This is a genomic window from Vibrio sp., from assembly GCF_048266485.1.
In the GTDB taxonomy this organism is placed as follows: domain Bacteria; phylum Pseudomonadota; class Gammaproteobacteria; order Enterobacterales; family Vibrionaceae; genus Vibrio.
Genome location: NZ_JBLWZK010000010.1, coordinates 101,169 through 121,996, shown reverse-complemented (window position 1 = coordinate 121,996; position 20,828 = coordinate 101,169). Strand labels below are relative to the sequence as shown.

General features: G+C 39.1%; 15 protein-coding genes. 8 read left to right on the top strand and 7 right to left on the bottom strand.

The window, feature by feature from the left end; all coding sequences use genetic code 11:
- Positions 1-297: 297 nt before the first annotated feature.
- Positions 298-1,335, top strand: coding sequence for a polysaccharide lyase family 7 protein (locus tag ACN0T8_RS12255; RefSeq protein ID WP_417880904.1), 1,038 nt, complete (start codon positions 298-300; stop codon positions 1,333-1,335).
- A gap of 107 nt (positions 1,336-1,442) precedes the next feature.
- On the opposite strand, the gene ACN0T8_RS12250 is transcribed toward ACN0T8_RS12255, so the two are convergent.
- The 4 genes from ACN0T8_RS12250 to ACN0T8_RS12235 all read right to left on the bottom strand — a co-directional run bounded on the left by ACN0T8_RS12250 (position 1,443) and on the right by ACN0T8_RS12235 (position 4,359).
- Positions 1,443-2,141 (bottom strand): Gfo/Idh/MocA family protein, encoded by a 699-nt coding sequence (locus ACN0T8_RS12250; RefSeq protein WP_417880903.1) that lies wholly within the window; start codon positions 2,139-2,141, stop codon positions 1,443-1,445.
- 232 nt (positions 2,142-2,373) lie between these two features.
- Complete coding sequence (locus ACN0T8_RS12245) at positions 2,374-2,997, bottom strand: bifunctional 4-hydroxy-2-oxoglutarate aldolase/2-dehydro-3-deoxy-phosphogluconate aldolase (protein ID WP_417880902.1); 624 nt, start codon at positions 2,995-2,997, stop codon at positions 2,374-2,376.
- Positions 2,998-3,057: 60 nt separating this feature from the next.
- Positions 3,058-3,990, bottom strand: coding sequence for a sugar kinase (locus ACN0T8_RS12240; RefSeq protein ID WP_417880901.1), 933 nt, complete (start codon positions 3,988-3,990; stop codon positions 3,058-3,060).
- 21 nt (positions 3,991-4,011) lie between these two features.
- A complete protein-coding gene (locus tag ACN0T8_RS12235; protein WP_237293514.1) occupies positions 4,012-4,359 on the bottom strand; it encodes a cupin domain-containing protein in 348 nt (115 codons plus the stop codon).
- 314 nt (positions 4,360-4,673) lie between these two features.
- Between ACN0T8_RS12235 and ACN0T8_RS12230 the strand changes: the two genes are divergently transcribed.
- The 3 genes from ACN0T8_RS12230 (at position 4,674) to ACN0T8_RS12220 (ending at position 10,972) form a co-directional block, all read left to right on the top strand.
- Positions 4,674-6,872: a heparinase II/III domain-containing protein gene (locus tag ACN0T8_RS12230; protein WP_417880900.1), complete on the top strand. Its 2,199-nt coding sequence runs from the start codon at positions 4,674-4,676 to the stop codon at positions 6,870-6,872.
- A gap of 46 nt (positions 6,873-6,918) precedes the next feature.
- The gene (locus ACN0T8_RS12225) at positions 6,919-9,063 is read left to right on the top strand and encodes a heparinase II/III domain-containing protein (protein WP_417880899.1); all 2,145 of its coding nucleotides are present in this window, start codon (positions 6,919-6,921) and stop codon (positions 9,061-9,063) included.
- Positions 9,064-9,202: 139 nt separating this feature from the next.
- Positions 9,203-10,972 carry a sodium:solute symporter family transporter gene (locus ACN0T8_RS12220; protein WP_417880898.1) on the top strand — a complete coding sequence of 590 codons (1,770 nt, stop codon included), beginning with the start codon at positions 9,203-9,205 and terminating at the stop codon, positions 10,970-10,972.
- 248 nt (positions 10,973-11,220) lie between these two features.
- On the opposite strand, the gene ACN0T8_RS12215 is transcribed toward ACN0T8_RS12220, so the two are convergent.
- Positions 11,221-11,937, bottom strand: a complete 717-nt coding sequence (locus ACN0T8_RS12215) for a FadR/GntR family transcriptional regulator (protein WP_417880897.1) — start codon at positions 11,935-11,937, stop codon at positions 11,221-11,223.
- A gap of 425 nt (positions 11,938-12,362) precedes the next feature.
- Between ACN0T8_RS12215 and ACN0T8_RS12210 the strand changes: the two genes are divergently transcribed.
- Positions 12,363-13,091, top strand: coding sequence for a FadR/GntR family transcriptional regulator (locus tag ACN0T8_RS12210; protein ID WP_417880896.1), 729 nt, complete (start codon positions 12,363-12,365; stop codon positions 13,089-13,091).
- Between the two features lie 150 nt (positions 13,092-13,241).
- Positions 13,242-15,113, top strand: a complete 1,872-nt coding sequence (locus ACN0T8_RS12205; protein ID WP_417880895.1) for a DUF294 nucleotidyltransferase-like domain-containing protein — start codon at positions 13,242-13,244, stop codon at positions 15,111-15,113.
- A 392-nt stretch (positions 15,114-15,505) separates the two neighbouring features.
- Here ACN0T8_RS12205 and ACN0T8_RS12200 read toward each other — a convergent pair whose 3' ends face one another.
- Both ACN0T8_RS12200 and ACN0T8_RS12195 read right to left on the bottom strand, forming a co-directional pair.
- The gene (locus ACN0T8_RS12200; protein WP_417880894.1) at positions 15,506-16,225 is read right to left on the bottom strand and encodes an oligogalacturonate-specific porin KdgM family protein; all 720 of its coding nucleotides are present in this window, start codon (positions 16,223-16,225) and stop codon (positions 15,506-15,508) included.
- Between the two features lie 327 nt (positions 16,226-16,552).
- On the bottom strand, positions 16,553-17,218 hold the full coding sequence (locus tag ACN0T8_RS12195; RefSeq protein ID WP_417880893.1) for a hypothetical protein: 666 nt from the start codon (positions 17,216-17,218) through the stop codon (positions 16,553-16,555).
- 457 nt (positions 17,219-17,675) lie between these two features.
- On the opposite strand from ACN0T8_RS12195, the gene ACN0T8_RS12190 reads away from it, so the two are divergent.
- Both ACN0T8_RS12190 and ACN0T8_RS12185 read left to right on the top strand, forming a co-directional pair.
- The gene (locus ACN0T8_RS12190; RefSeq protein WP_417880892.1) at positions 17,676-19,454 is read left to right on the top strand and encodes a sodium:solute symporter family transporter; all 1,779 of its coding nucleotides are present in this window, start codon (positions 17,676-17,678) and stop codon (positions 19,452-19,454) included.
- A gap of 288 nt (positions 19,455-19,742) precedes the next feature.
- The gene (locus tag ACN0T8_RS12185; RefSeq protein WP_417880891.1) at positions 19,743-20,498 is read left to right on the top strand and encodes an exonuclease domain-containing protein; all 756 of its coding nucleotides are present in this window, start codon (positions 19,743-19,745) and stop codon (positions 20,496-20,498) included.
- Positions 20,499-20,828: the final 330 nt, after the last annotated feature.

The following is a 20,828-nucleotide window of genomic DNA, read 5'->3' as shown; positions in this document are numbered from 1 at the left end:
GAGTATATGATCACAGCTAAATGTGATCGTCAAATTGGTCGTAATTTTGATTAAAAAACGTTCACGATCTCACCCTGGGCTTTGGTTAGGTGAAGAACTTTAATTATATAAAGGTTTCATGAGGTAGAGGTGACCAATTAAGTCATCGATTTGGTATTAACAGCCTGCCTCTTTAGTTACTTGTAGTTGAATGGATACATGAGAAATCTACCCATATCATATTAAGTAATACAATATTACGCTATTCTTTTTGCATTAGAGACGCAGTTATTATCTGAATTAAGGAATGTATCTATAATGAAAAAAGTGTATTTAGGATTGATTGTTGCAGGTTTATTAGCAGGTTGCTCGACAGCAGAACAATCAAACACCACCTCGACCACCATAGCCGATCAGACTGCAACCCAAGCAGAATTGATCAAGCTGCTTGATGCCAATAAAGCGCCTACTGAAAATTTTGACTTATCTAAATGGAAAATCAACTTACCGTATCCAGATAATAAACCAGAGCGTCAAGGTAAGACGATGGAATTATCAAAAGAACAGTTAAACAACCATGTTCCTCCATTCTCACATCCAGATTGGTTCTTTACCGATCCCGCATCTGGCGCGATGGTATTTAGGGTTCCAAACCATGCAATAACTACTCCAAATAGTAAGAATGCTCGCACTGAATTACGTGCAATGTTAGGAACAGAATATAAAGCTCCAAACAATAATTTTTCTGTTGCAGCGAATGATAATGCCAAAGAGTATGGTGCTATTGGTGGTCACTTATCAGCTGTATTGAAAGTGGATTGGGTGAGCACCAGTGGTAATGATTCAAAATCTGGCGCACATGCGGTCGTTATTGGTCAAATCCATGGTTCAAACAACGAACCATTGAAGATTATTTACCGCAAATTACCTAACCATACTCTAGGCTCACTTTCTTGGAACTATGAAACGAACCCAAAAAACAAAGCTGACCGTAAAGATATCAAACACGATGTATTTGGACACAACCGCTTAAAGCAATCTGATCCATCACCAGAAGATGGTATCGCGCTAGGGGAAGTCTTTTCTTATGATATCAATGTTGAAGGTAATATTATGCACCTGATATTCAAAAAGAATATTGGTGAGCCGACTGAAATTGTGAAAACTTTTGATATTGATTTAAGCAAGCCGTATCCAGGTGAAGCGAAAGATACTAGCTACGCACAAGATTGGATGTACTTTAAAGCAGGTGCATACAACCAATGTAATACTGGTTCATCTCAATGTACTAATGATGGTATGGAAGCGGGGGATTACACGCAAGTTAGCTTTTATAAATTAACGCTTGATCAATAAATGTTTTTAATCCTATGCTTCACTGATTTGCTCTTATAGGTTGAAGTATTTTGCCCCACATTATCGTGGGGCTTTTTTTGTTTATGACTTATCTGAGAAAATTGCTGTTAGTTCAAATTTAACCAACGATCATTTTTACGAATGTGGTCGATGATTTGTTGGTATTCCGCGCCTTCTTTAAAACCTTGATACGGTTCTATATTTTCGCCTTGTACCGCTAAAATATTTTCACCTACCACCGATGTGACAATCGACACTAAGTGAGTGAAGTTATTATTTAAGCGACCACCGCCATTTTCAATGGTATGTGACCAACCGAAAGGAATGTAAGGGTCGAGATTAAAGTGTGAAATACACTCAACTTCACGAGGCTCACCAATACAGCCTTGAGCCACTAATTCTTTCGCTTGCATAATGTGTGGCATATAACGGAAGCTTGCCGCAAAAGCCGTTTTCACTTGTTTTTCTTCGGCCAGTCGATACAACTCCTGCGCTGAATCACCACCTTCGGTTAATGGCTTATCGCAAAAGACATGGCAGCCAAATTGGATAGCTTGCTTGATTGGCTCCACATGAGCGCCACCTGGCGTTGCAATCGATACAATATCCGGCTGGCAAGCTTCTAATGCTTGTTGCCAATCGGTACCAAAATAAGGAACGTTAATTTTTTTCGCGACTTCTTCAACGATGTTTGGGGTGCGGCCAACAATGCCTACTACTTCAGCGCCAGCATCACGGAATGCTTGTGCGTGGCCTTGTCCGGCAAATCCGGTGCCGAATACCAATACTTTCAGTTTGTTTGTCATGGAATTCTCCTAAATTCTATTTAAATACTGGATTACCAGTGCCACAAAGTACCGTCTTCTAAAACTTTAATATCTTGAATTTTCATTACTTACCTCGTGAATTATGACGATAATTGTAGGTATTCATACCACTTGGTAGAAAGTCTCTCTATTTAAATGGATGAAATATAAATAAAAAAGCCCCAGCTGGGGGAGCTGGGGCAAAAGCATCATTCGGGGTGAGAATGATAAATTAGTTTACTTTTGCTACTGCATCTTTAATTAATGCACCTAACTCGTCCCATTGCTCGTTATCAATAAGAGAAGTTGGAACCATCCAGGTTCCGCCACAAGCAAGTACCGCTGGGATAGATAGGTAGTCATCAATGTTTGATAAACTTACGCCGCCAGTTGGCATAAATTTCACTGGATAAACAGCGGTTAATGCTTTCAACATACCAACGCCACCAGATGGCTCAGCTGGGAAGAACTTAACGGTTTTAAGACCTAGTTCCATTGCTTGCTCAACTAGGCTTGGGTTGTTCACACCCGGAACAATTGGCATGTTTTTTTGTTGACAGTATTTTACTGTCGTTGGGTTTAAACCTGGGCTTACGATAAAATCAACACCAGCTTCAATAGCTTGATCAACTTGCTCAGGTGTCAAAATGGTACCCGCGCCAATCAGCATCTCTGGGTAAGCTTCACGCATTGCTTTGATTGAACCGACAGCAGCTTCTGTACGGAAAGTGATTTCTGCACAAGGCATGCCGTTTTCCATTAGCGCTTTCGCAAGTGGAAGCGCGTGTTCAACTTTATTCAGTGCAATTACTGGAATGACTTTTAAGTCAGCAAGTTGTTGATCTAAGTTAGACATTTTCAAATCCTTAAATTTTACAAACTGGTCGTTAATTGACCTGTTTTTAGAAGCTAATCTTTATAGGCCGATGTCAGGCATGGCATCACTTGGAATAATCGCGCCTTGATGTTGGATAACAGTACCAGCGACTTTGTGACCTGATAGTGCAGAGTCTTTCGCATTGTAACCATTTAAACGCCTTGCTAAATAACCCGCACTGAATGAGTCACCCGCTGCCGTAGTGTCAACCACGTTATCAACCGGTTTAGTCGCAACGTATTGAATGCTGTCTTCTTCTACAACAACACAATCTTTACTGCCACGTTTAATCGCAATCTCTTTAACGCCTTGACCTTGAGTACGAGCAATACATTGTTCGATATTGTCGTCACCAAAGAGATCTTGTTCATCATCGAATGTCAGCAAGGCAATATCACAGAATGATAGTGTTTTAAGATACGCTTGTTGTGCTTCTTCAACCGATGCCCATAATTTTGGACGGAAGTTATTATCAAAAATAACTTTGCTGCCATTGGCTTTCAATTTAGCAAGTAGTGTGAATAACTGTTCACGACCTTGCTCAGTCAAAATAGCTAATGTGATACCACTTAAGTAAACCGCATCAAAAGTTGATAATGTTTCGATCAACTGAGCGCTCTCAGCTTGATCAAACATATATTTCGCCGCGGCATCATTACGCCAGTAGTAGAAGCTACGCTCACCAGTGTCATCGGTTTCGATGTAATACATACCGGGTTGCTTGTTTTCAAAACGAAGGATGTGTTGAGTATCAATTGCTTCTTTTGACCAGCTATCAATCATGTTTTGGCTAAAGCCTTCACGACCAAGTGCGGTAATGTAGCTTGTTTTAATAGCAGTATGTTTGGTTAGGCGAGCAAGATACAACGCAGTATTAAGCGTATCACCACCAAATTTTTGCGTTAGGAATTCGCCTGATTTTTGCAGTTCAATCATACATTCGCCAATGACTGCAATATTGAATGTTGTCATTTGTTCACCTAATCCAAGCTGTTATTTTAAGAAATCTTCACGTACTGGAGAGAATACATCCAGTAATACGCTGCCTTCTTCAAGAGCAACTGCGCCGTGCATAAAGTGTTTACGAGCAAGGTATGCATCACCTTTTTTTAGCACTTGTTTTACACCGTCGATTTCTGCTTCGAAGCTGCCTTCAGCGACATAACCAATTTGGTCATGGATATCATGGCTATGAGGTTCACCAACGGCACCTTTTTCGAAGTGAACGTAAACGGCCATAAGGTCATCAGTATAGCCAACAATCTTACGCTTAATACCGCCGCCTAAAACTTCCCATTCGTTTTCGTCAAATTTAAAAAAGTTGCTTGAGAATATGCTCATGTGTTCTCTCCAATGTCTTTCTATTCATTTCGATTTCAATTGATGAAACCATCATAACGCAAAAAACAATTTGTAATACAATAGGTCTAGATGTTCGTGACCTAAGTCAAATAAATTTTTATAATTATACTATTAACAATGAGAATTACGCATGAATAATCAAGGTTTGAGGCTAGGTAGATCACAGTGTTATCGTTGTTTATAAATGTGACACATATCTTCGTTTAGTAAAACAAAGATGAAATTCAAGCCTTATTGTATTACTTTTTCGTGATTGGTTTAATTAGGTTTTGTATCGTCGCTTGAGGTTTAAGATGAAAAATGAAGTATCAGCTGTACTGCTTAACACTGCAGAAGTGAAAGCGTTGCAGAAAGAAGTGGGCCGTAACAGCTTGATGGGTAAGACTATTGCGACCATTAAAAAAGATGTCAATGCCTTTATCGCTTTAGGTTACGACGTACCTGGACATGGTGAAGCGGGGGGTTATGAACACAATCGTCATAAGCAAAACTATCACTTTATGAACCTTGCAGGTCGTCTTTATCTCGTCACCAAAGAAGAAAAATACGCTCGCTTTGTGGCTGAGCTTTTGACGATCTATGCCGACAAGTACCTGCAATTTGATTTTCATGTTCAAAAAAATACTAACCCAACCGGTCGTTTATTCCATCAGATCTTAAACGAACACATGTGGCTCATGTATTCGAGCCTGGCGTATTCTTGCGTGAAAGGCTTCATGTCGCTGACAGAGCGCAATCACGTTGAAAGCAATTTATTCCAGCCTATGCTTGAAATGTTTACTGTGAAATATGGCCATGATTTTGACCGTATTCATAACCACGGAATGTGGGCGGTTGCTGCAGTCGGGATTTGTGGCTTAGCGATTGATAAACGTGAATACCTAGAAATGGCCGTATTTGGCTTAGATAGCTTTAACGCTAGCAAAAAAAATAACGCTGACAAAAAAGAAATGGGCGAGTGTGGTTTCCTAGCACAAATCTCTAAATTGTTTGCGCCTTCTGGTTACTACATGGAAGGTCCTTACTACCACCGTTTTGCGATCCGTCCTTTATGTGTATTTGCAGAAGTTCTGCACCGTCACATGCCTGAGTTAGACATTTATAACTTTAAAGACAAAGTGATTGGCAATACGGTTCAAACGCTACTTGCCACCGCTTATCCAAATGGTGAATTCCCAGCATTGAATGACTCATCTCATACTATGGGTATTACCGATATGGGCGTACAAGTTGCAGTGAGCTTATACAGCAAGCACTACGGCCTAGATGATAACTTGCTTGGTATGGCGAAAATTCAAAATCAAGTATGGATGCATGCTTGTGGTCTAGAGTTATCTCGCGCTTTTGAAAAAGCACAAAATGAGCGCCCGAACGATATTGGTTTGCCATTCTTCCCAAGCGTGGAGTTAAACGAAGGCCCAGAAGGTCACAATGGCGCGCAAGGTTTTATTCGCATGCAAGATCAAACCAAAGATGTGTTCCAACTAGTCATGAACTATGGTCAACATGGTATGGATCACGGTCACTTTGATACTTTAGGTATTAGTTACTTCAACCGTGGCCAAGAAGTATTACGTGAATATGGTTTCTGTCGTTGGGTGAATGTTGAGCCTAAGTTTGGTGGCCGTTACCTTGACGAGAATAAATCGTATGCCCGTCAAACGATTGCACACAATGCCGTAACGATTGATGAGCAATGCCAGAATAACTTCTCAATTGATGAAGCCGATATGGTTCATGGCTTGCCGCACTTCTTTAAAGTAGAAGACGCAAAAGTAAATGGCATGAGTGCGTTTGCTAATGATCATTACCAAGGTTTTGACATGCAACGTAGTGTATTCATGCTAAAACTCGATGAGTTAGAAGCGCCGTTGTTACTCGATCTATACCGTTTAACATCGGAAGACGACAAGGCACATCAATTTGACTATTCACACCAATATGACGGTCAAATTGTTCGCACTAACTTTGAATATCAAGCCAACCAAGAATTAGACACACTAGGTGATAACTTCGGTTACCAACACTTGTGGAATGTGGCAAGTGGTGAAGTGAAAGGCAGCGCTTTAGTGAGCTGGTTACAAAATAATACTTACTACTCTTGGTTAGGCACTAGCTCCAACAATGATGGCGAAGTGATCTTCACGCGCACAGGTGCTAATGATCCAAGTTTTAACTTGCGTAGTGAGCCTGCCTTTATCTTACGTACCAAAGGTCAATCAAGCTTATTTGCATCCGTTTTAGAAACGCATGGTTACTTTAACGAAGAGTTTGAACAATCGGTGAATGCGCGTGGTCAAGTTCAAGACGTACGTGTGATTGCCCACAACCAAGTTGGCTCTGTGGTTGAAATTCAAACGCAACAATCGGTGGTGACTTTTATGGTCAGCAATCAATTGGCTGCGACAGATACCACAGCGCACCAAGTTTCAGTCGATGACAAAACTTATCAATGGAATGGTTTCTATTCATTAGAAGTACAAGCGAAATAAGTACAAGCTAAGTCATCTATCTAGATTTAAGAAGTAGGAAAGAAGAATGAATTACCAACCACTATTAATGAATTTTGAAGAAGCGGCTGAACTAGCAAAAGAGTTAGGTAAAGATACTCTGCTAGGTAATGCACTGGCTCGCGATATTGCTCAAACCGATGCGTATATGGCAGATGTGGGTATTGAAGTTCCAGGGCACGGTGAAGGTGGTGGTTACGAGCATAACCGCCATAAGCAAAACTACATTCACATGGATCTTGCGGGTCGTTTATTCCTGATCACCGGTGAGAAAAAATACCGTGACTATATTGTTGAACTACTCACCGCGTACGCAACGGTATATCCAACACTAGAAAGCAATGTTAGCCGTGACAGTAATCCTCCGGGCAAATTGTTCCACCAAACATTGAATGAAAACATGTGGATGCTGTACTCATCATGTGCCTATAGCTGTGTTTACCACACACTTGAAGAGTCGCAAAAACGTCAGATTGAAGACGACTTGTTCAAACACATGATCCACATGTTTGTCGTGACTTACGGTCATGACTTCGACATCGTACACAACCACGGTCTATGGGCGGTTGCGGCAGTGGGTATCTGTGGTTACGCCATCAATGACCAAGAGTCTGTAGATAAAGCGTTATACGGTCTAAAAATGGACAAAGTAAGCGGTGGTTTCTTAGCTCAGCTTGATCAATTGTTCTCGCCAGATGGCTATTACATGGAAGGTCCTTATTACCACCGTTTCTCATTGCGTCCAATTTACTTGTTTGCCGAAGCGATTGAACGTCGTCAGCCAGAGTTGGGCATTTATGAATTTAACGATTCAGTGATCAAAACCACGTCATACGCCGTATTCAAAACCGCTTTCCCAGACGGAACGTTACCAGCGCTTAACGATTCCTCGAAAACCATCAGCATTAACGATGAAGGTGTGATCATGGCAACGTCTGTGTGTTATCACCGTTATGAGCAAACAGAAGTATTGCTAGGCATGGCCAACCACCAACAAAATGTGTGGGTACACAAAGCTGGTCTAACTTTATCTCAAGCTGTTGAAACAGCCGATGAAATTAAACCTTTCAGTTGGGGTAGCTTGTTTATGACAGATGGCCCACAAGGTGAAAAAGGCGGTGTGAGCATTCTTCGTCATCGTGATGCAAAAGATGATGACACCATGGCGCTGATTTGGTTTGGCCAACATGGCTCTGATCACCAATATCATTCCGCGTTAGATCATGGTCACTACGATGGTTTACACCTAAGTGTATTTAACCGTGGTAATGAAGTACTGCATGACTATGGTTTTGGTCGTTGGGTAAACGTGGAGCCTAAATTTGGCGGTCGTTATATCCCAGAAAATAAATCTTACTGTAAGCAAACGGTAGCCCATAACACAGTTGTCGTTGACCAAAAAACACAAAATAACTTCAATACGGCTTTAGCGGAATCTAAATTCGGTCAGAAGCACTTTTTCGTAACCGAAGATGAAAAATTCCAAGCTATGAGCGGCACCATTTCTGAGTACTACGACGGTGTGGATATGCAACGTAGCATATTACTGCCTGAGCTAGAAGAATTTGAAAAACCACTTGTGATTGATGTGTACCGTATTATTGCGGATGCAGAGCATGAATATGATCTGCCTTATCACCATAAAGGCCAAATTATTCGTACCGATTTTGATTACCAAACGGAAAGCAAGTTGCGCCCATTAGGTGGTTCAGATGGTTACCAGCATTTGTGGAATGTGGCTTCAGGTAAGGTAGAAGGCAGCTCATTAGTTAGTTGGTTACATGATTCTAGCTACTACAGCCTAGTCTCTAGCGCACCAGCAGGCAGCCAAGTGATCTTTGCTCGCACGGGTGCCAATGATCCTGATTTCAACTTACGTTCAGAGCCGACTTTGATTTTGCGTCAAAAAGCCAAAGATCATGTGTTTGCTTCAGTACTTGAAACCCACGGTTACTTTAATGAGTCAATTGAAGCCTCTGTAGGGGCTCGTGGATTAGTTGAAGCGGTGCAAGTCATTGGTCATAACGCGACAGGCACTATCGTGGAAATCAGTTTAACCACAGGTAAGAAGTACGTATTTGCGATTTCTAATAAACCGGATCCAGAAGGTGAGCACAAAGTCGAATTCAACGGCGTGCAATACCAATGGACGGGAGCAACGGCTCAGCTATAAGTTATATGACAAAGTATAAGTTGTTCTTAAGGGCTGCTGATCTCTAACCAACCTACTTAAGCCGGAATGTTTATATGCCTTGTTCTCTGGGTATAGGGTATTCCGGTTTTTTCTGTTTACTGTGAGGTATTTTTCGACAATGGATAGCTTAGATATTTCCATCATTGCTGGCTATTTTGTTTTTATTATCGTTGCGGCTTTTATATTTAAACGCTTTGCTAAAACCTCTTCAGGCTTTATTCGCGGTGGCGGTGCCATGATGTGGTGGATGGCAGGCGCGACCGCTTTTATGACGCAATTCTCTGCTTGGACATTCACTGGTGCGGCAGCCAAAGCGTATGAAGATGGCTTAGCCGTTTTGTTTTTATTTTGGGGTAATGCTTTAGGCTTTTTTGTGGCCGCCATGTACTTTGCTTCTCGCTATCGCAAACTACGTGTTGATACCGCAATGGAAGTGATACGTAAGCGTTTTGGTAAAACCTCGGAACAAGTTTTTACTTGGTTGCAATTTCCTTTAACCACTATTTCAGCTGCTATTTGGCTTAATGGCTTGGCAATCTTTGTTGCGGCGGTTTTTCACATTGATTTATATATCACCATTATTGGCGTAGGTATATTAGTGACTTTTATTGCCGTAAGTGGAGGCTCTTGGACGGTTTCTGCAACCAATGTTATTCAATTGGTTTTGTTAATGGCGATTACCTTAACCGTAGGTGCTTACGCATTAATTTATATTGGTGGTCCGGTTGAGTTAATTGAAAAATCAGAAATTCCATCTTTCATGGGAACCGATATCAACTACTGGCAGATCTTTGTGGTGTGGGTGGTGTTTATCATGGCCAAGCAAACTATGAGCACCAATAATGCGATGTCTTGTTATCGTTTTCTCGTTACCGTGAATGAAAAAGAAGCCAGAAAAGCAGCGTGGGTAGCAGGTTTAATGTTTGTTATTGGCCCAATCATGTGGTTTATCCCACCTTGGGTAACGGCAACTATGCATGTCGATCTGCAAACCTTTTATCCAAATCTAGGCACAAGTGCGAATAATGCCGCTTATTTATTCTTTATTCAAAACTACATGCCGCAAGGGGTACTTGGCTTAGTGCTCGCCGCGATGATTGCCGCAACAATTGCGCCAATGACAACAGCACTGAACCGGAATGCGGGGATTTTCGTGCGTAATGTGTATCAGTCGGTGATTAACCCAGAAGCGACTGAAACTCAGCAAATGCGTATGAGTAAGATCTCGACCTTATTTAATGGGGGAATTTCGATTGGTGCAGCTTTATTGTTTGCGTCGATAAAAGAATACAGTTTCTTTGATTTGATGATGCTATTTGGCGCGTTATTGCAAATGCCTTTGGTGATCCCATCCTTGTTGGCGTTAGTGTTTGTTAAAACGCCAGATTGGTCAGCGTGGGCAACCTTGATTGTTGGGCTGTTAGTGTCTTGCTTTATGCAGTTTGTGTTTGATGTGAATTGGCTATTACCGTTATTTGGTGCTGATGCCTTTACTCATCGTGAAAGTGTGGATTTAACGGTAGTGGCGATGCTGGTGGCACAAATAGTGATATCCGGTGGTTTCTTTGCTTTATCTTCAGTGTTCTATAAAGAACCTCAAGGTGTGCGTAAGCAAGAGTTAGAAATCTTTTATCATAACCTTGCCACACCAATTAGTGCGCAAGAAGAAGCCTTAGTTGATGGCAAGCAAGGCGCTTACTTAGGGCGTTTATCGCAAGTGTTAGGTGCGTTAATTATCTTAGTTGGTGCCATATTTGAAACTGGTTACGATATGCTGACTTTCATCGTGATAGGGGGCTTGATCTTGTGGGCAGGTAATCACTTGTATAAAAGCCGTTTGGCGATAAGACAAGTGACCGAAGAAATCATTATATCTAATGGACAATAAGCTTATACCATTTGAACTTGAAGCTGCAGCTTTGTTGGTGGTGTTCATTTACCTCAATCATTTAGGTAAATTAAGCTCATAGGACCTTATTAACTTGTCGCCTCACTGCAATTCCAATGACTTTGGGTATAGCTTTAACGTTCAGAAAAACTAGAGGATATAAAAACTAAAAGCTCATTTCATGTCAGTGTGAAATGAGCTTTTTTAATGGGGGCTTCAAATGGATGGTTACAACAGTAAAGAGTCGTCTACGCAGGGTTTAGCGACAGCAACTCATGGTTGTTTTTCAATAAGATATTAGAAGCCATTCTGGCGGCTGCTGGGTCTTTATCTATAATCGCTTGATAAACTGCACGATGCTCTTTAATACAAAAATGTCCTCGCACCGAAGTATGGTTAAAGAAACATTGATAAACCGTCGTTAACACATTACCAAAAGGAGTAAAGAAGTCGTTTGAAGTTGATTGGAAAATCAAAGAATGAAAATTCAGATCTGCCAACGTCCAAGCATCGGCATCTTGATTTTTACTCGCTTTTTCCATTGCATTGAAGTGAGTAGTTAAGCGCTGGCGTTGTTCTGTAGTAGCAAACTCAGCACTAAATGCACAAGCTGCTGGTTCAATCGACTTACGTAACCCTAAGAATTGTTTTAAAAAATGCTGAGGATCTTCACTGTCTTTGAGCCATTCCAGTAATTGACGGTCTAAAAATTGCCAGTACTTACGTGGTTGGATAAAGGTACCTACTTTAGGTTTAGAGCTAATTAAACCTTTAGACGCTAATAACTTGATGGATTCTCTTAAAGCGGTGCGACTGACACCAAATCGTTGGCATAAATCTAATTCATTAGGCAGCTTTGACCCGACAGGTAGTTGGCCACAGATTATTTGGCTAGCAATTTGTTGAGCGATATAGACATTAAGCCGATAGGTCATAGGGGTGAAACTGAAACTTTCTTCGGTCATTAGGTCTCTCTCAAAATGGAAAAAAGCCAGTAAAGCACTGGCTATAAAGCGAATTCCAACGTGTCAAATTACTCGAGTGATAAAAACTATCACCACTTTAAAAGTAATAGACAAATAAAGTAGGCATCTTGAGAACAACGCTAAGAACGTATAACTAAATGAAAGCGAGTATTTAGTAACTCAAGAATATTAATAATACAATATTACCAATTTTCGTCAAATTATGAGGTGTAGATTGGCTTATTATTGACGAATAATGTGAACTCGATCTAAACTGACGGAAGGACAATATTTTGAAAGTAGGGGGGCTATCTATAAATAAGTGACGCATATCACCTAAACCTTGTTTTTAAATACTGGAGCAAGGGCGTTATAGTGATACAATGTCCATAAATAAGACAAGAATCTATATAAGAAGAATGATGATGACAAATGAATTTAATTCAATTTCAGGCTCCAAGCGTAGCTTGCATGTGCAAGTTGCACGTGAAATCGCACGCGGCATTTTATCTGGTAAATTACCGCAAGGCTCAATTATTCCTGGTGAAATGGCTTTGTGTGAGCAGTTTGGCGTAAGCCGCACCGCACTTCGTGAAGCGGTAAAGCTACTTACTTCAAAATGTTTATTAGAGTCTCGCCCGAAGATTGGCACTCGTGTCGTTGCACGTGCGAATTGGAATTTTCTTGATCCTCAATTAATTGAGTGGATGGATGGTCTTATCGATAATGATACTTTCTTTCATCAATTCTTAGGTTTGCGTCGTGCGATTGAGCCAGAAGCTTGTGCACTTGCTGCGCAAAATGCCACTGTGGAACAACGCATTGAGTTATCAGAAACCTTCCAAAGAATGTGCGATGTTGCAGCTAAAGCAGAAGAAGAGTTTTTTGATCAAGCTGAATGGACAGCAGTCGATATGCATTTCCATAACTTGATTTTTAATTCAACTGGTAATGATTTCTACTTACCATTTGGTAATATTTTGATGACAATGTACAAAAACTTCATTGTACACTCATCACAAAAAGGTGGGTTATGTTTGCAAGAACACCGTGATATTTACGAAGCCATTATGGCGGGTAATGCAGATAAAGCCAGAGCATCTTCTGCAAACCACTTGCAAGAATCTAAGCATCGTTTACCAGAGTTAAACTAAGTAATTCGTGTTTTATTGATACTCAAAGTTATATCATTTAAGCAGTGGAAGTTGATTCCACTGCTTTTTTTATAGGTTTATATCTAAGTTACTTGAGTATATAATCTAATAGCAATTAAATATTATAATAATATTAAATAGAGGGTATCTATGAATGACTCACTTCTTGCCAATATAGAGCAATATATATCGACTATAGAACCTTTTAATAATTTATTGAAAGAGGATATTCAAGAGCTTGCGAGCATTGTTCAAATTACTTATATCAGTTGTGGTGAAGTCATTGATCCATGTGGCGATCTATCGGAAAAATACCTCTATATTGTGCGAACTGGCGCAATGGAACAAAGAAAACTCGATGGTCAATTACGCTCCCGTTTAGGGCGAGACGATATCTTTGGTTTTACCTTCCTTGGCGAGACTACCAGTGAAGATAATCGCTATACCGCAGCCGCAATAGAAAACTCATTACTTTATTTAATTCCTCATTCAGCACTATTGCGTTTATTTGAACGCAAGCCTGAATACGCAGAATACTTTGCTTCTCAAGCTGATGTTCGTTTGACTACAGCTCATGATGTAGTGTGGTCGAACAAAGATAAAGGCTTGTTTATTAAACGCGTAAGAGATGTGGCAAGCGGCGTGATTGCTGTAGTTAACGCCAACATGTCGATAAAAGATGTGGCCCATGAAATGCGAATCGTAAAGCGTTGTTCGTGTGCGGTTGTGTATGAAAATGCCAGCATTGTTGGTTTGATCACCGACCGTGATATGACTAAGCGTGTAATCGCATTAGAAGCACCATTGCAAGATCCAATTAAAACCGTGATGACACCAGACCCTTATGTGATAAGCCCTGATGCGCTTATCCTTGAAGCCGCTTCTATGATGATGGAATACAATATACGTAATATTCCAGTAGTGAAAGATGGTCAGGCGGTAGGTTTATTGACCACGACCCATTTGGTACAAAATCACCGAATGCAAGCTATCTTCTTGATTGAAAAAATTAAGTACACCAATAGTGTATCTGAGTTGTCCCAATTAACTTCAGAACGTCAAGCCATATTTGAAGCTTTGGTTGAAGGGAAGGTATCGTCTGAGATCATCGGTAAAGTGATGTCGATGATTATGGATGCTTATACCCGTCGCTTAATTCAGATTGCGTTAGATAAACTGGGCGAACCGCCTTGTGATTTTAACTGGATTAGCGCTGGCTCACATGCCCGTAATGAATTGAATATTACTTCTGATCAAGATACAGCGTTAATTTTGTCTGATGATGCGACCGACAGTGATAAAATCTACTTTAGACATTTAGGTGCTTATGTATCAAATGGCTTAGATCGCTGTGGTTATCCACTATGTACTGGTAAATATATGGCAGCCACGCCGAAGTGGTGCCAACCATTATCAGTATGGAAAGAATATTACAAAAAGTGGGTAAATAATCCTGAATATGAATGTTTACTCAATATCAGTGTGTTTTTAGAAATTCGTTCTATTTATGGTAATGGCGAATTAACTAAAACGCTCCGCGATGAAATGCATAAGAATATTAAACAAAACAATAGCTTCTTGCCGGCATTGGTTCGTGATGCCGTTAATACCAATCCACCTCTAGGGATTTTTAATAGTTTTGTGTTAGAAAAAAATGGTGAACAAACTAAAGTATTGAATATTAAAAAGTATGCAATTAATTTAATTATCGATTTGGCGCGTATTTATGGGTTAGCAGTTGAGTGTGATTCATCTAATACTGAGCGTCGTTTTTCTGCCGCCAAAGAAGCAGGAATTTTAAGTGAAGATGCTTATAAGAACATTATCGGCTCATACCACTTTATTGCTCAATTTCGATATAATCATCAATTACAACAACTAAAAAATGGCGTGACACCAGATAGTTACATTGACCCGAATAACTTTGGTAGCTTTGAACGCCAGCACTTAAAAGATGCTTTTAGAATTATTGCTGACTTGCAAGATGCCGCAAAATTGCGCTTTGGATCGGTAGGGTATTAAATAAGAATAGTGAACCTCAGTTGCAGAAAAGAATGCTTTCTAACTATCGGTAGTGAAGTTATTAAATTGAGAATTAATATGAGGCATTAAAAAGGACGCTGAGGAGCGTCCTTTTTGGTGTAAATAATTTATATTATTAGAATAAATCAGAACTGATGTTATCAAAGTAACCTGGGATGGTGTATGTAATGTATTTTTGTGGTGTTCTAGATTAAATATTTATTGGTGAATTTATAAGCGAGGTTAAGATTGAGCTTTATATTATTAATAATCTAATTATTTAAGTTTTGTATGATTAATTTTGACTTTAAACGATAAACTTACCATATCATTAGATAATAAAAAGTCAGACTATATGCCTGACTTTAATTATTGTATAACTTCTTAAATGATTAGAAGCTATAAGTAAGACCTACACGACTACGTAATTGACGACCACCTTCTTTACTGCCTTCACTTACGTTACCGAACTCAACATAAGGGCGCCAGTTGCTTTCGTTTTTGTAACCGATTTTTAGGTTGTAATCGTAGTTCCAAGTTTTGTTATTGTATAAAATCCAGTTATCACCTTCATGTGCTTTCTCATAGTTCGCTTCAAAGCCAAGCTGGATCATGTTGTTCCACGTATAATCTAGGTTTGCAGTTACTTTACTTTTTTGCCATGTCTCACCATTTTCCTTAGATGAAGTATAATCGCGGAACTCATGACGGTAACGCAGTTTAGTGGTAATCCCTGAATCAAACTCATAACCAATACGTAGTTGTGGTTTATAGGTTACACGCTCATCACCCATGGTAATTGGCATACCAGGTTGTACATAGAATTTGTCTGTTACATAGTGTTTGAATTCGTAAACAACTTCTGAATCACCGCGCTCTAAATCATCAAAGCCATAGGTCCCATCTCTACCTGCAAACTTCATTTCAACGCTGTAGTAATGTTTACCTAAGTCTGTTGAAGTGCTGCCGCCGATTTTAATACGGTTATTGTTTGATTCAGTCTCATGCTTGTACTCATGACGAATATCAACAGAAGCAGCATTTACATTCACTGCTGTTGTAGCAAGTAGAGCGGCAGTAGTAGCAAGTAAAACTTTATTTAATTTGAACATATCCAACGTCCTGTGTAGTTATGGTTTCTAATGGGTAACTGTGAAATGAGTCAGCAAAGTGATCGTAAAATGAACCACATTCTCATTTTCTTACTTGTATTATTAGAATTAAATAATACAAATAAAATATAAATAAGTTATGGGCTGGTGTATGTGAAATAGATCGACTTATTTTATATCGTTCATATTTTTAAGGTGATTAGATCGAAAAGTGTGATCTAAATAAATTAATTAATGGTTTTCTTTTGATGAAAATAAGGCTCTACAATTCAACTTCTAGTTCTAGCACCTTTATTTTATAAGCTTTTAGAGAAAATTGTTCGATAGTCATTTTATGAAATGATTATTTTTTGTGATTTTGAATTCATCTACACGAACTTCTGTTTGTTTACCAATATCACCATTTTTATCAATTTGGCTTGGATCCGTGATTGACATATATAAGAAGACTTGTGCATTTGTATTACTACCGGAATTGAAATCTAGAGTCGTTAACTTAAATCCACTTTTAACTGCGCCCGATGGGTTTTGTGAGACATCACGAGCGTGAAGGGTTTTGGATGCAATGACTTTTCCGGAGATATCTTTTAAGCCAACATCTAATTCGCTAAGAGAGTTGTTGCCTTTTTTATCGTAGTAGTAGAAAGATAAAGTGTAATCTGTATTAGGTTGCAACCCTGAAATATCTTGGGTTAAACCAGGCTTAGCAGAGAAATCATCATTTGCACTCATAAACCGTATACGAGCTGAGCCTTCATCATCAAAGGCGGTATCTTTTGAGCTACCGACATCACCAAGGCCTGCATTTTTGTCTGCGTGTTTTATCCAAATATCACTACTACCACTATTCGCTCTAAAGTCTGTTAGTTGGCCATCTTGAATGAGGTCGCCTGTTTGAGCGGCGGTTGTTGTACTTGGTGTCGCGTCACCAGAAGTGATTGTACAACCCATTAATAATGAGCTAACTACTAAACTTAATACTATCCTTTTCATATTAATACTCCGCCATTAAGTTGGTAATAATGTAACTTATTATTGTATGACTTAATGTGAGGACGTAGAAATTTTTATTATTCAATAATGTCCTTGGTTATCCAATTTTAAAAAGTGTGCTCTCGATCATTTTAAAGTATTTGCATAAAATTTAATCGTTAATTTTATGAGTTGATATTTTTCTTGTTTCACAAATTTTTTGTTTAATGACTAAGCTTTCATAAGGTTATAAGTAATGCGGGTAAGGACTAACTTTTATATTGAAGGTATTTTTAATTATGCTGGTGAGATATCTGTCTGTTTGTAGGTAATGATTTTATTGACTTAGATCACTTGTCATACAAAATCGTAGGGTTGAAAGTCGATGAAGGTCACGCAATGGCAATATTGTACTACAAATGAGTTTTTTGTTCGTTATATTGTTTTCGAAATCAAAATTACAAAAAAGGATATCACGATGGAACTTGATTTAAATACTGCCATTGTCGGAATCTACTTCCTCTTCTTAATCGCAATTGGATGGATGTTCCGCACATTTACTAGTAACACCAGTGACTACTTCCGTGGGGGTGGTAACATGCTCTGGTGGATGGTTGGTGCTACTGCATTTATGACACAATTTAGTGCATGGACTTTTACAGGGGCCGCAGGTAAAGCTTATAACGATGGTTTTGCAGTCGCAATTATCTTTATTGCTAACGCATTTGGCTATTTAATGAACTACGTATATTTCGCTCCGAAATTCCGTCAATTACGTGTTATTACCGTAATTGAGGCCATTCGTATGCGTTTTGGTCGTGGCAATGAGCAAGTGTTTACTTGGTCAAGCATGCCTAACAGTGTTATCTCGGCAGGTATTTGGTTGAATGGTCTAGCGATTATTGCTTCTGGTATCTTTGGTTTTGATATGAATACTACAATCATCCTAACGGGTCTGGTAGTACTTATCATGTCAGTAACGGGTGGTTCATGGGCGGTTATCGCATCTGACTTCATGCAAATGGTTATTATCATGGCAGTAACGGTTACTGCTGCGGTTGTAGCAATGATTCAAGGTGGCGGTATAACTAACATAGTAAACAATTTCCCAACAGAATCATTTATGACTGGTGGTGATCTTAATTATGTAAGTATCTTCGGTATCTGGGCATTCTTCATCTTCGTGAAGCAGTTCAGCATTACCAACAACATGCTTAATTCTTATCGTTACTTAGCAGCAAAAGATTCTAAAAACGCACGTAAAGCAGCACTTCTAGCTTGTATCTTGATGACCATTGGCCCAATCATTTGGTTCATGCCGAGCTGGTTCATTGCAGGTCAGGGTGTGGATTTATCAGCACATTATCCAGAAGCGGGTAGTAAAGCAGCTGACTTTGCTTACCTATACTTCGTGCAAGAATACATGCCTATCGGTATGGTTGGCCTACTGATTGCTGCCATGTTTGCTGCAACTATGTCTTCTATGGACTCAGGCTTAAACCGTAACTCCGGTATCTTTGTTAAGAACTTCTACCAAGCGGTACTCCGCCAAAATGCAACTGAAAAAGAATTGGTATTTGTTTCTAAACTAACGTCTACTTTCTTCGGCCTAGCGATTATCATGGTTGCCTTGTTCATCAACTCACTGAAAGGTCTGAGCTTGTTTGATACAATGATGTACGTTGGTGCGTTAATTGGCTTCCCAATGACTATTCCTGCATTCCTTGGTTTCTTCATCCGTAAGACTCCAGATTGGGCTGGTTGGGGTACGCTAGTTGTCGGTGGCTTTGTGTCTTACTACGTAGGTTTCGTTATCACTGCAGAGCACGTTTCAGCATGGTTTGGCTTAGAAGAACTGACTAAGCGTGAATGGTCTGACTTGAAAGTTGCGATTGGTCTAGTTGCTCACATTGTCTTCACTGGTGGTTTCTTCATGTTATCAACACTGTTCTATAAGAAGCTTGCTCCACACCGTGAAAAAGATGTTGACTTATTCTTTACTAACCTTGCTACACCGCTAGTAAACGAAAGTACAGAACAACAAAATTTAGATAACAAACAACGTCGCATGCTTGGTACACTAATTAGTGTTGCAGGTATCGGTGTAATGGCAATGTTTGTTATTCCAAACCCACTATGGGGACGCTTCGTATTTGTTTTGTGTGGTGCGATTGTATTAGCAGTTGGTCTATTACTTGTGAAAGCAGTAGATAACAAAGTAGAAGATGCTCAAATTGAAGCAAAATCTAAATCGTAAGTTGCTGCTCTAAGCGATAAAGAAAGTTATATGAGTATATAACAATTAAAAGCCAGCGAATTGACTCGCTGGTTTTTGTTCGTTTAATGAAGATGAATACTTTTATACCAATTACACTAATTAGATGATCAGAAATTTCGTAGGAAAAAGGCTTGAGAACAAGGCAGAAATTTTCGATAAGTAGTGATTCTACAATCAAATTTTTTAACCAAGTTATCGAGCTTTTTAACAAGCAAGGATGAGCAGATAAATAGTACGATTGGTATTATAATTCGATAAGGTAAATAGATGTTTGAGCATATTAAGTCGCAGTTATTTGGTCATCCTCTGACTAAAATTGAAGATGCCCGCAAACGTATTTCTATTAATGACCAATGGCCAGATGGCTTACGACAATTACTTTCTTATCCTGTTCCCAAATTGGGTACACCTGTAGATTCTTTACACTTTTTAGCTTTAGATTTTGAAACCACAGGGCTTAACCCACTGAAGTGTTCGATTCTTAGTATTGGTACAGTTCCAATGGTTAAGTCGAAAATTGATGTGGAAATGGCAAAGCATGTTTACCTTACCGGTTCGGAGGGGATTAATTCAGAAAGTGCTATTATTAATCATATCGTGCCTGAAATGCTTGAAAATGGACATGAACTTGACCAAACCATGGACAAGCTGTTCGAAATGATGCGTGGTAAAGTAGTGTTGGTGCATGGCGCAGTGGTAGAAAAGCAATTTATTGATCACTATGTACAACAAAAATTTGGTATTGACCAATTACCTATCGTGTGGGTAGATACTTTAAAAATCGAGAAATGTTTAACTTACATTCAGCACCCTGAAACTTGTAGTTATCAGTTAACCGATGTTCGATTAAAACACAACCTACCAGCATATCCTGCTCATAATGCTTTAATTGATTCGATATCTTGTGCTGAGCTTTTTTTGGCTCAAATGGTGAATATTTTTGGTAATCAAGAGTACGAAATTAAAATTGAAGATATTTTCAATAAGCAAACTGCACCAGTATCCAAAAATGTCTTTGGTTAATCTTATGACCACTGTTATACATCAATATCACGAATAAATAGTGAGGAAATCATTTTCTTTATCATAATCTTAATAGTCGGTTTATTGGCTGAATTTGTGCTTTGTCACATCCTTTTTCTTCTCTAAAAAGTCATCTATTTTCTTTGATTTTCAATTTTAAGATCTAATCCAACATTTTGAGTTTAAATCTATTGCAATAGCTGATCTTGCTCTCGTTTTTATATTTACGATCTTATTTGTATTATAAGAATATGAAATAATTAATTTGTTTATTTGATTAATATAATAAATAAAATTATTAACTAATAAATCTTTGATTTTTATCTCATT

Excerpts from the sequence above, each read along its gene's own strand:
- ACN0T8_RS12255 (WP_417880904.1), top strand. The coding sequence starts at position 298 with ATGAAAAAAGTGTATTTAGGATTGATTGTTGCAGGTTTATTAGCAGGT.
- ACN0T8_RS12250 (WP_417880903.1), bottom strand. The coding sequence starts at position 2,141 with ATGACAAACAAACTGAAAGTATTGGTATTCGGCACCGGATTTGCCGGA.
- ACN0T8_RS12245 (WP_417880902.1), bottom strand. The coding sequence starts at position 2,997 with ATGTCTAACTTAGATCAACAACTTGCTGACTTAAAAGTCATTCCAGTA.
- ACN0T8_RS12240 (WP_417880901.1), bottom strand. The coding sequence starts at position 3,990 with ATGACAACATTCAATATTGCAGTCATTGGCGAATGTATGATTGAACTG.
- ACN0T8_RS12235 (WP_237293514.1), bottom strand. The coding sequence starts at position 4,359 with ATGAGCATATTCTCAAGCAACTTTTTTAAATTTGACGAAAACGAATGG.
- ACN0T8_RS12230 (WP_417880900.1), top strand. The coding sequence starts at position 4,674 with ATGAAAAATGAAGTATCAGCTGTACTGCTTAACACTGCAGAAGTGAAA.
- ACN0T8_RS12225 (WP_417880899.1), top strand. The coding sequence starts at position 6,919 with ATGAATTACCAACCACTATTAATGAATTTTGAAGAAGCGGCTGAACTA.
- ACN0T8_RS12220 (WP_417880898.1), top strand. The coding sequence starts at position 9,203 with ATGGATAGCTTAGATATTTCCATCATTGCTGGCTATTTTGTTTTTATT.
- ACN0T8_RS12215 (WP_417880897.1), bottom strand. The coding sequence starts at position 11,937 with ATGACCGAAGAAAGTTTCAGTTTCACCCCTATGACCTATCGGCTTAAT.
- ACN0T8_RS12210 (WP_417880896.1), top strand. The coding sequence starts at position 12,363 with ATGACAAATGAATTTAATTCAATTTCAGGCTCCAAGCGTAGCTTGCAT.
- ACN0T8_RS12205 (WP_417880895.1), top strand. The coding sequence starts at position 13,242 with ATGAATGACTCACTTCTTGCCAATATAGAGCAATATATATCGACTATA.
- ACN0T8_RS12200 (WP_417880894.1), bottom strand. The coding sequence starts at position 16,225 with ATGTTCAAATTAAATAAAGTTTTACTTGCTACTACTGCCGCTCTACTT.
- ACN0T8_RS12195 (WP_417880893.1), bottom strand. The coding sequence starts at position 17,218 with ATGAAAAGGATAGTATTAAGTTTAGTAGTTAGCTCATTATTAATGGGT.
- ACN0T8_RS12190 (WP_417880892.1), top strand. The coding sequence starts at position 17,676 with ATGGAACTTGATTTAAATACTGCCATTGTCGGAATCTACTTCCTCTTC.
- ACN0T8_RS12185 (WP_417880891.1), top strand. The coding sequence starts at position 19,743 with ATGTTTGAGCATATTAAGTCGCAGTTATTTGGTCATCCTCTGACTAAA.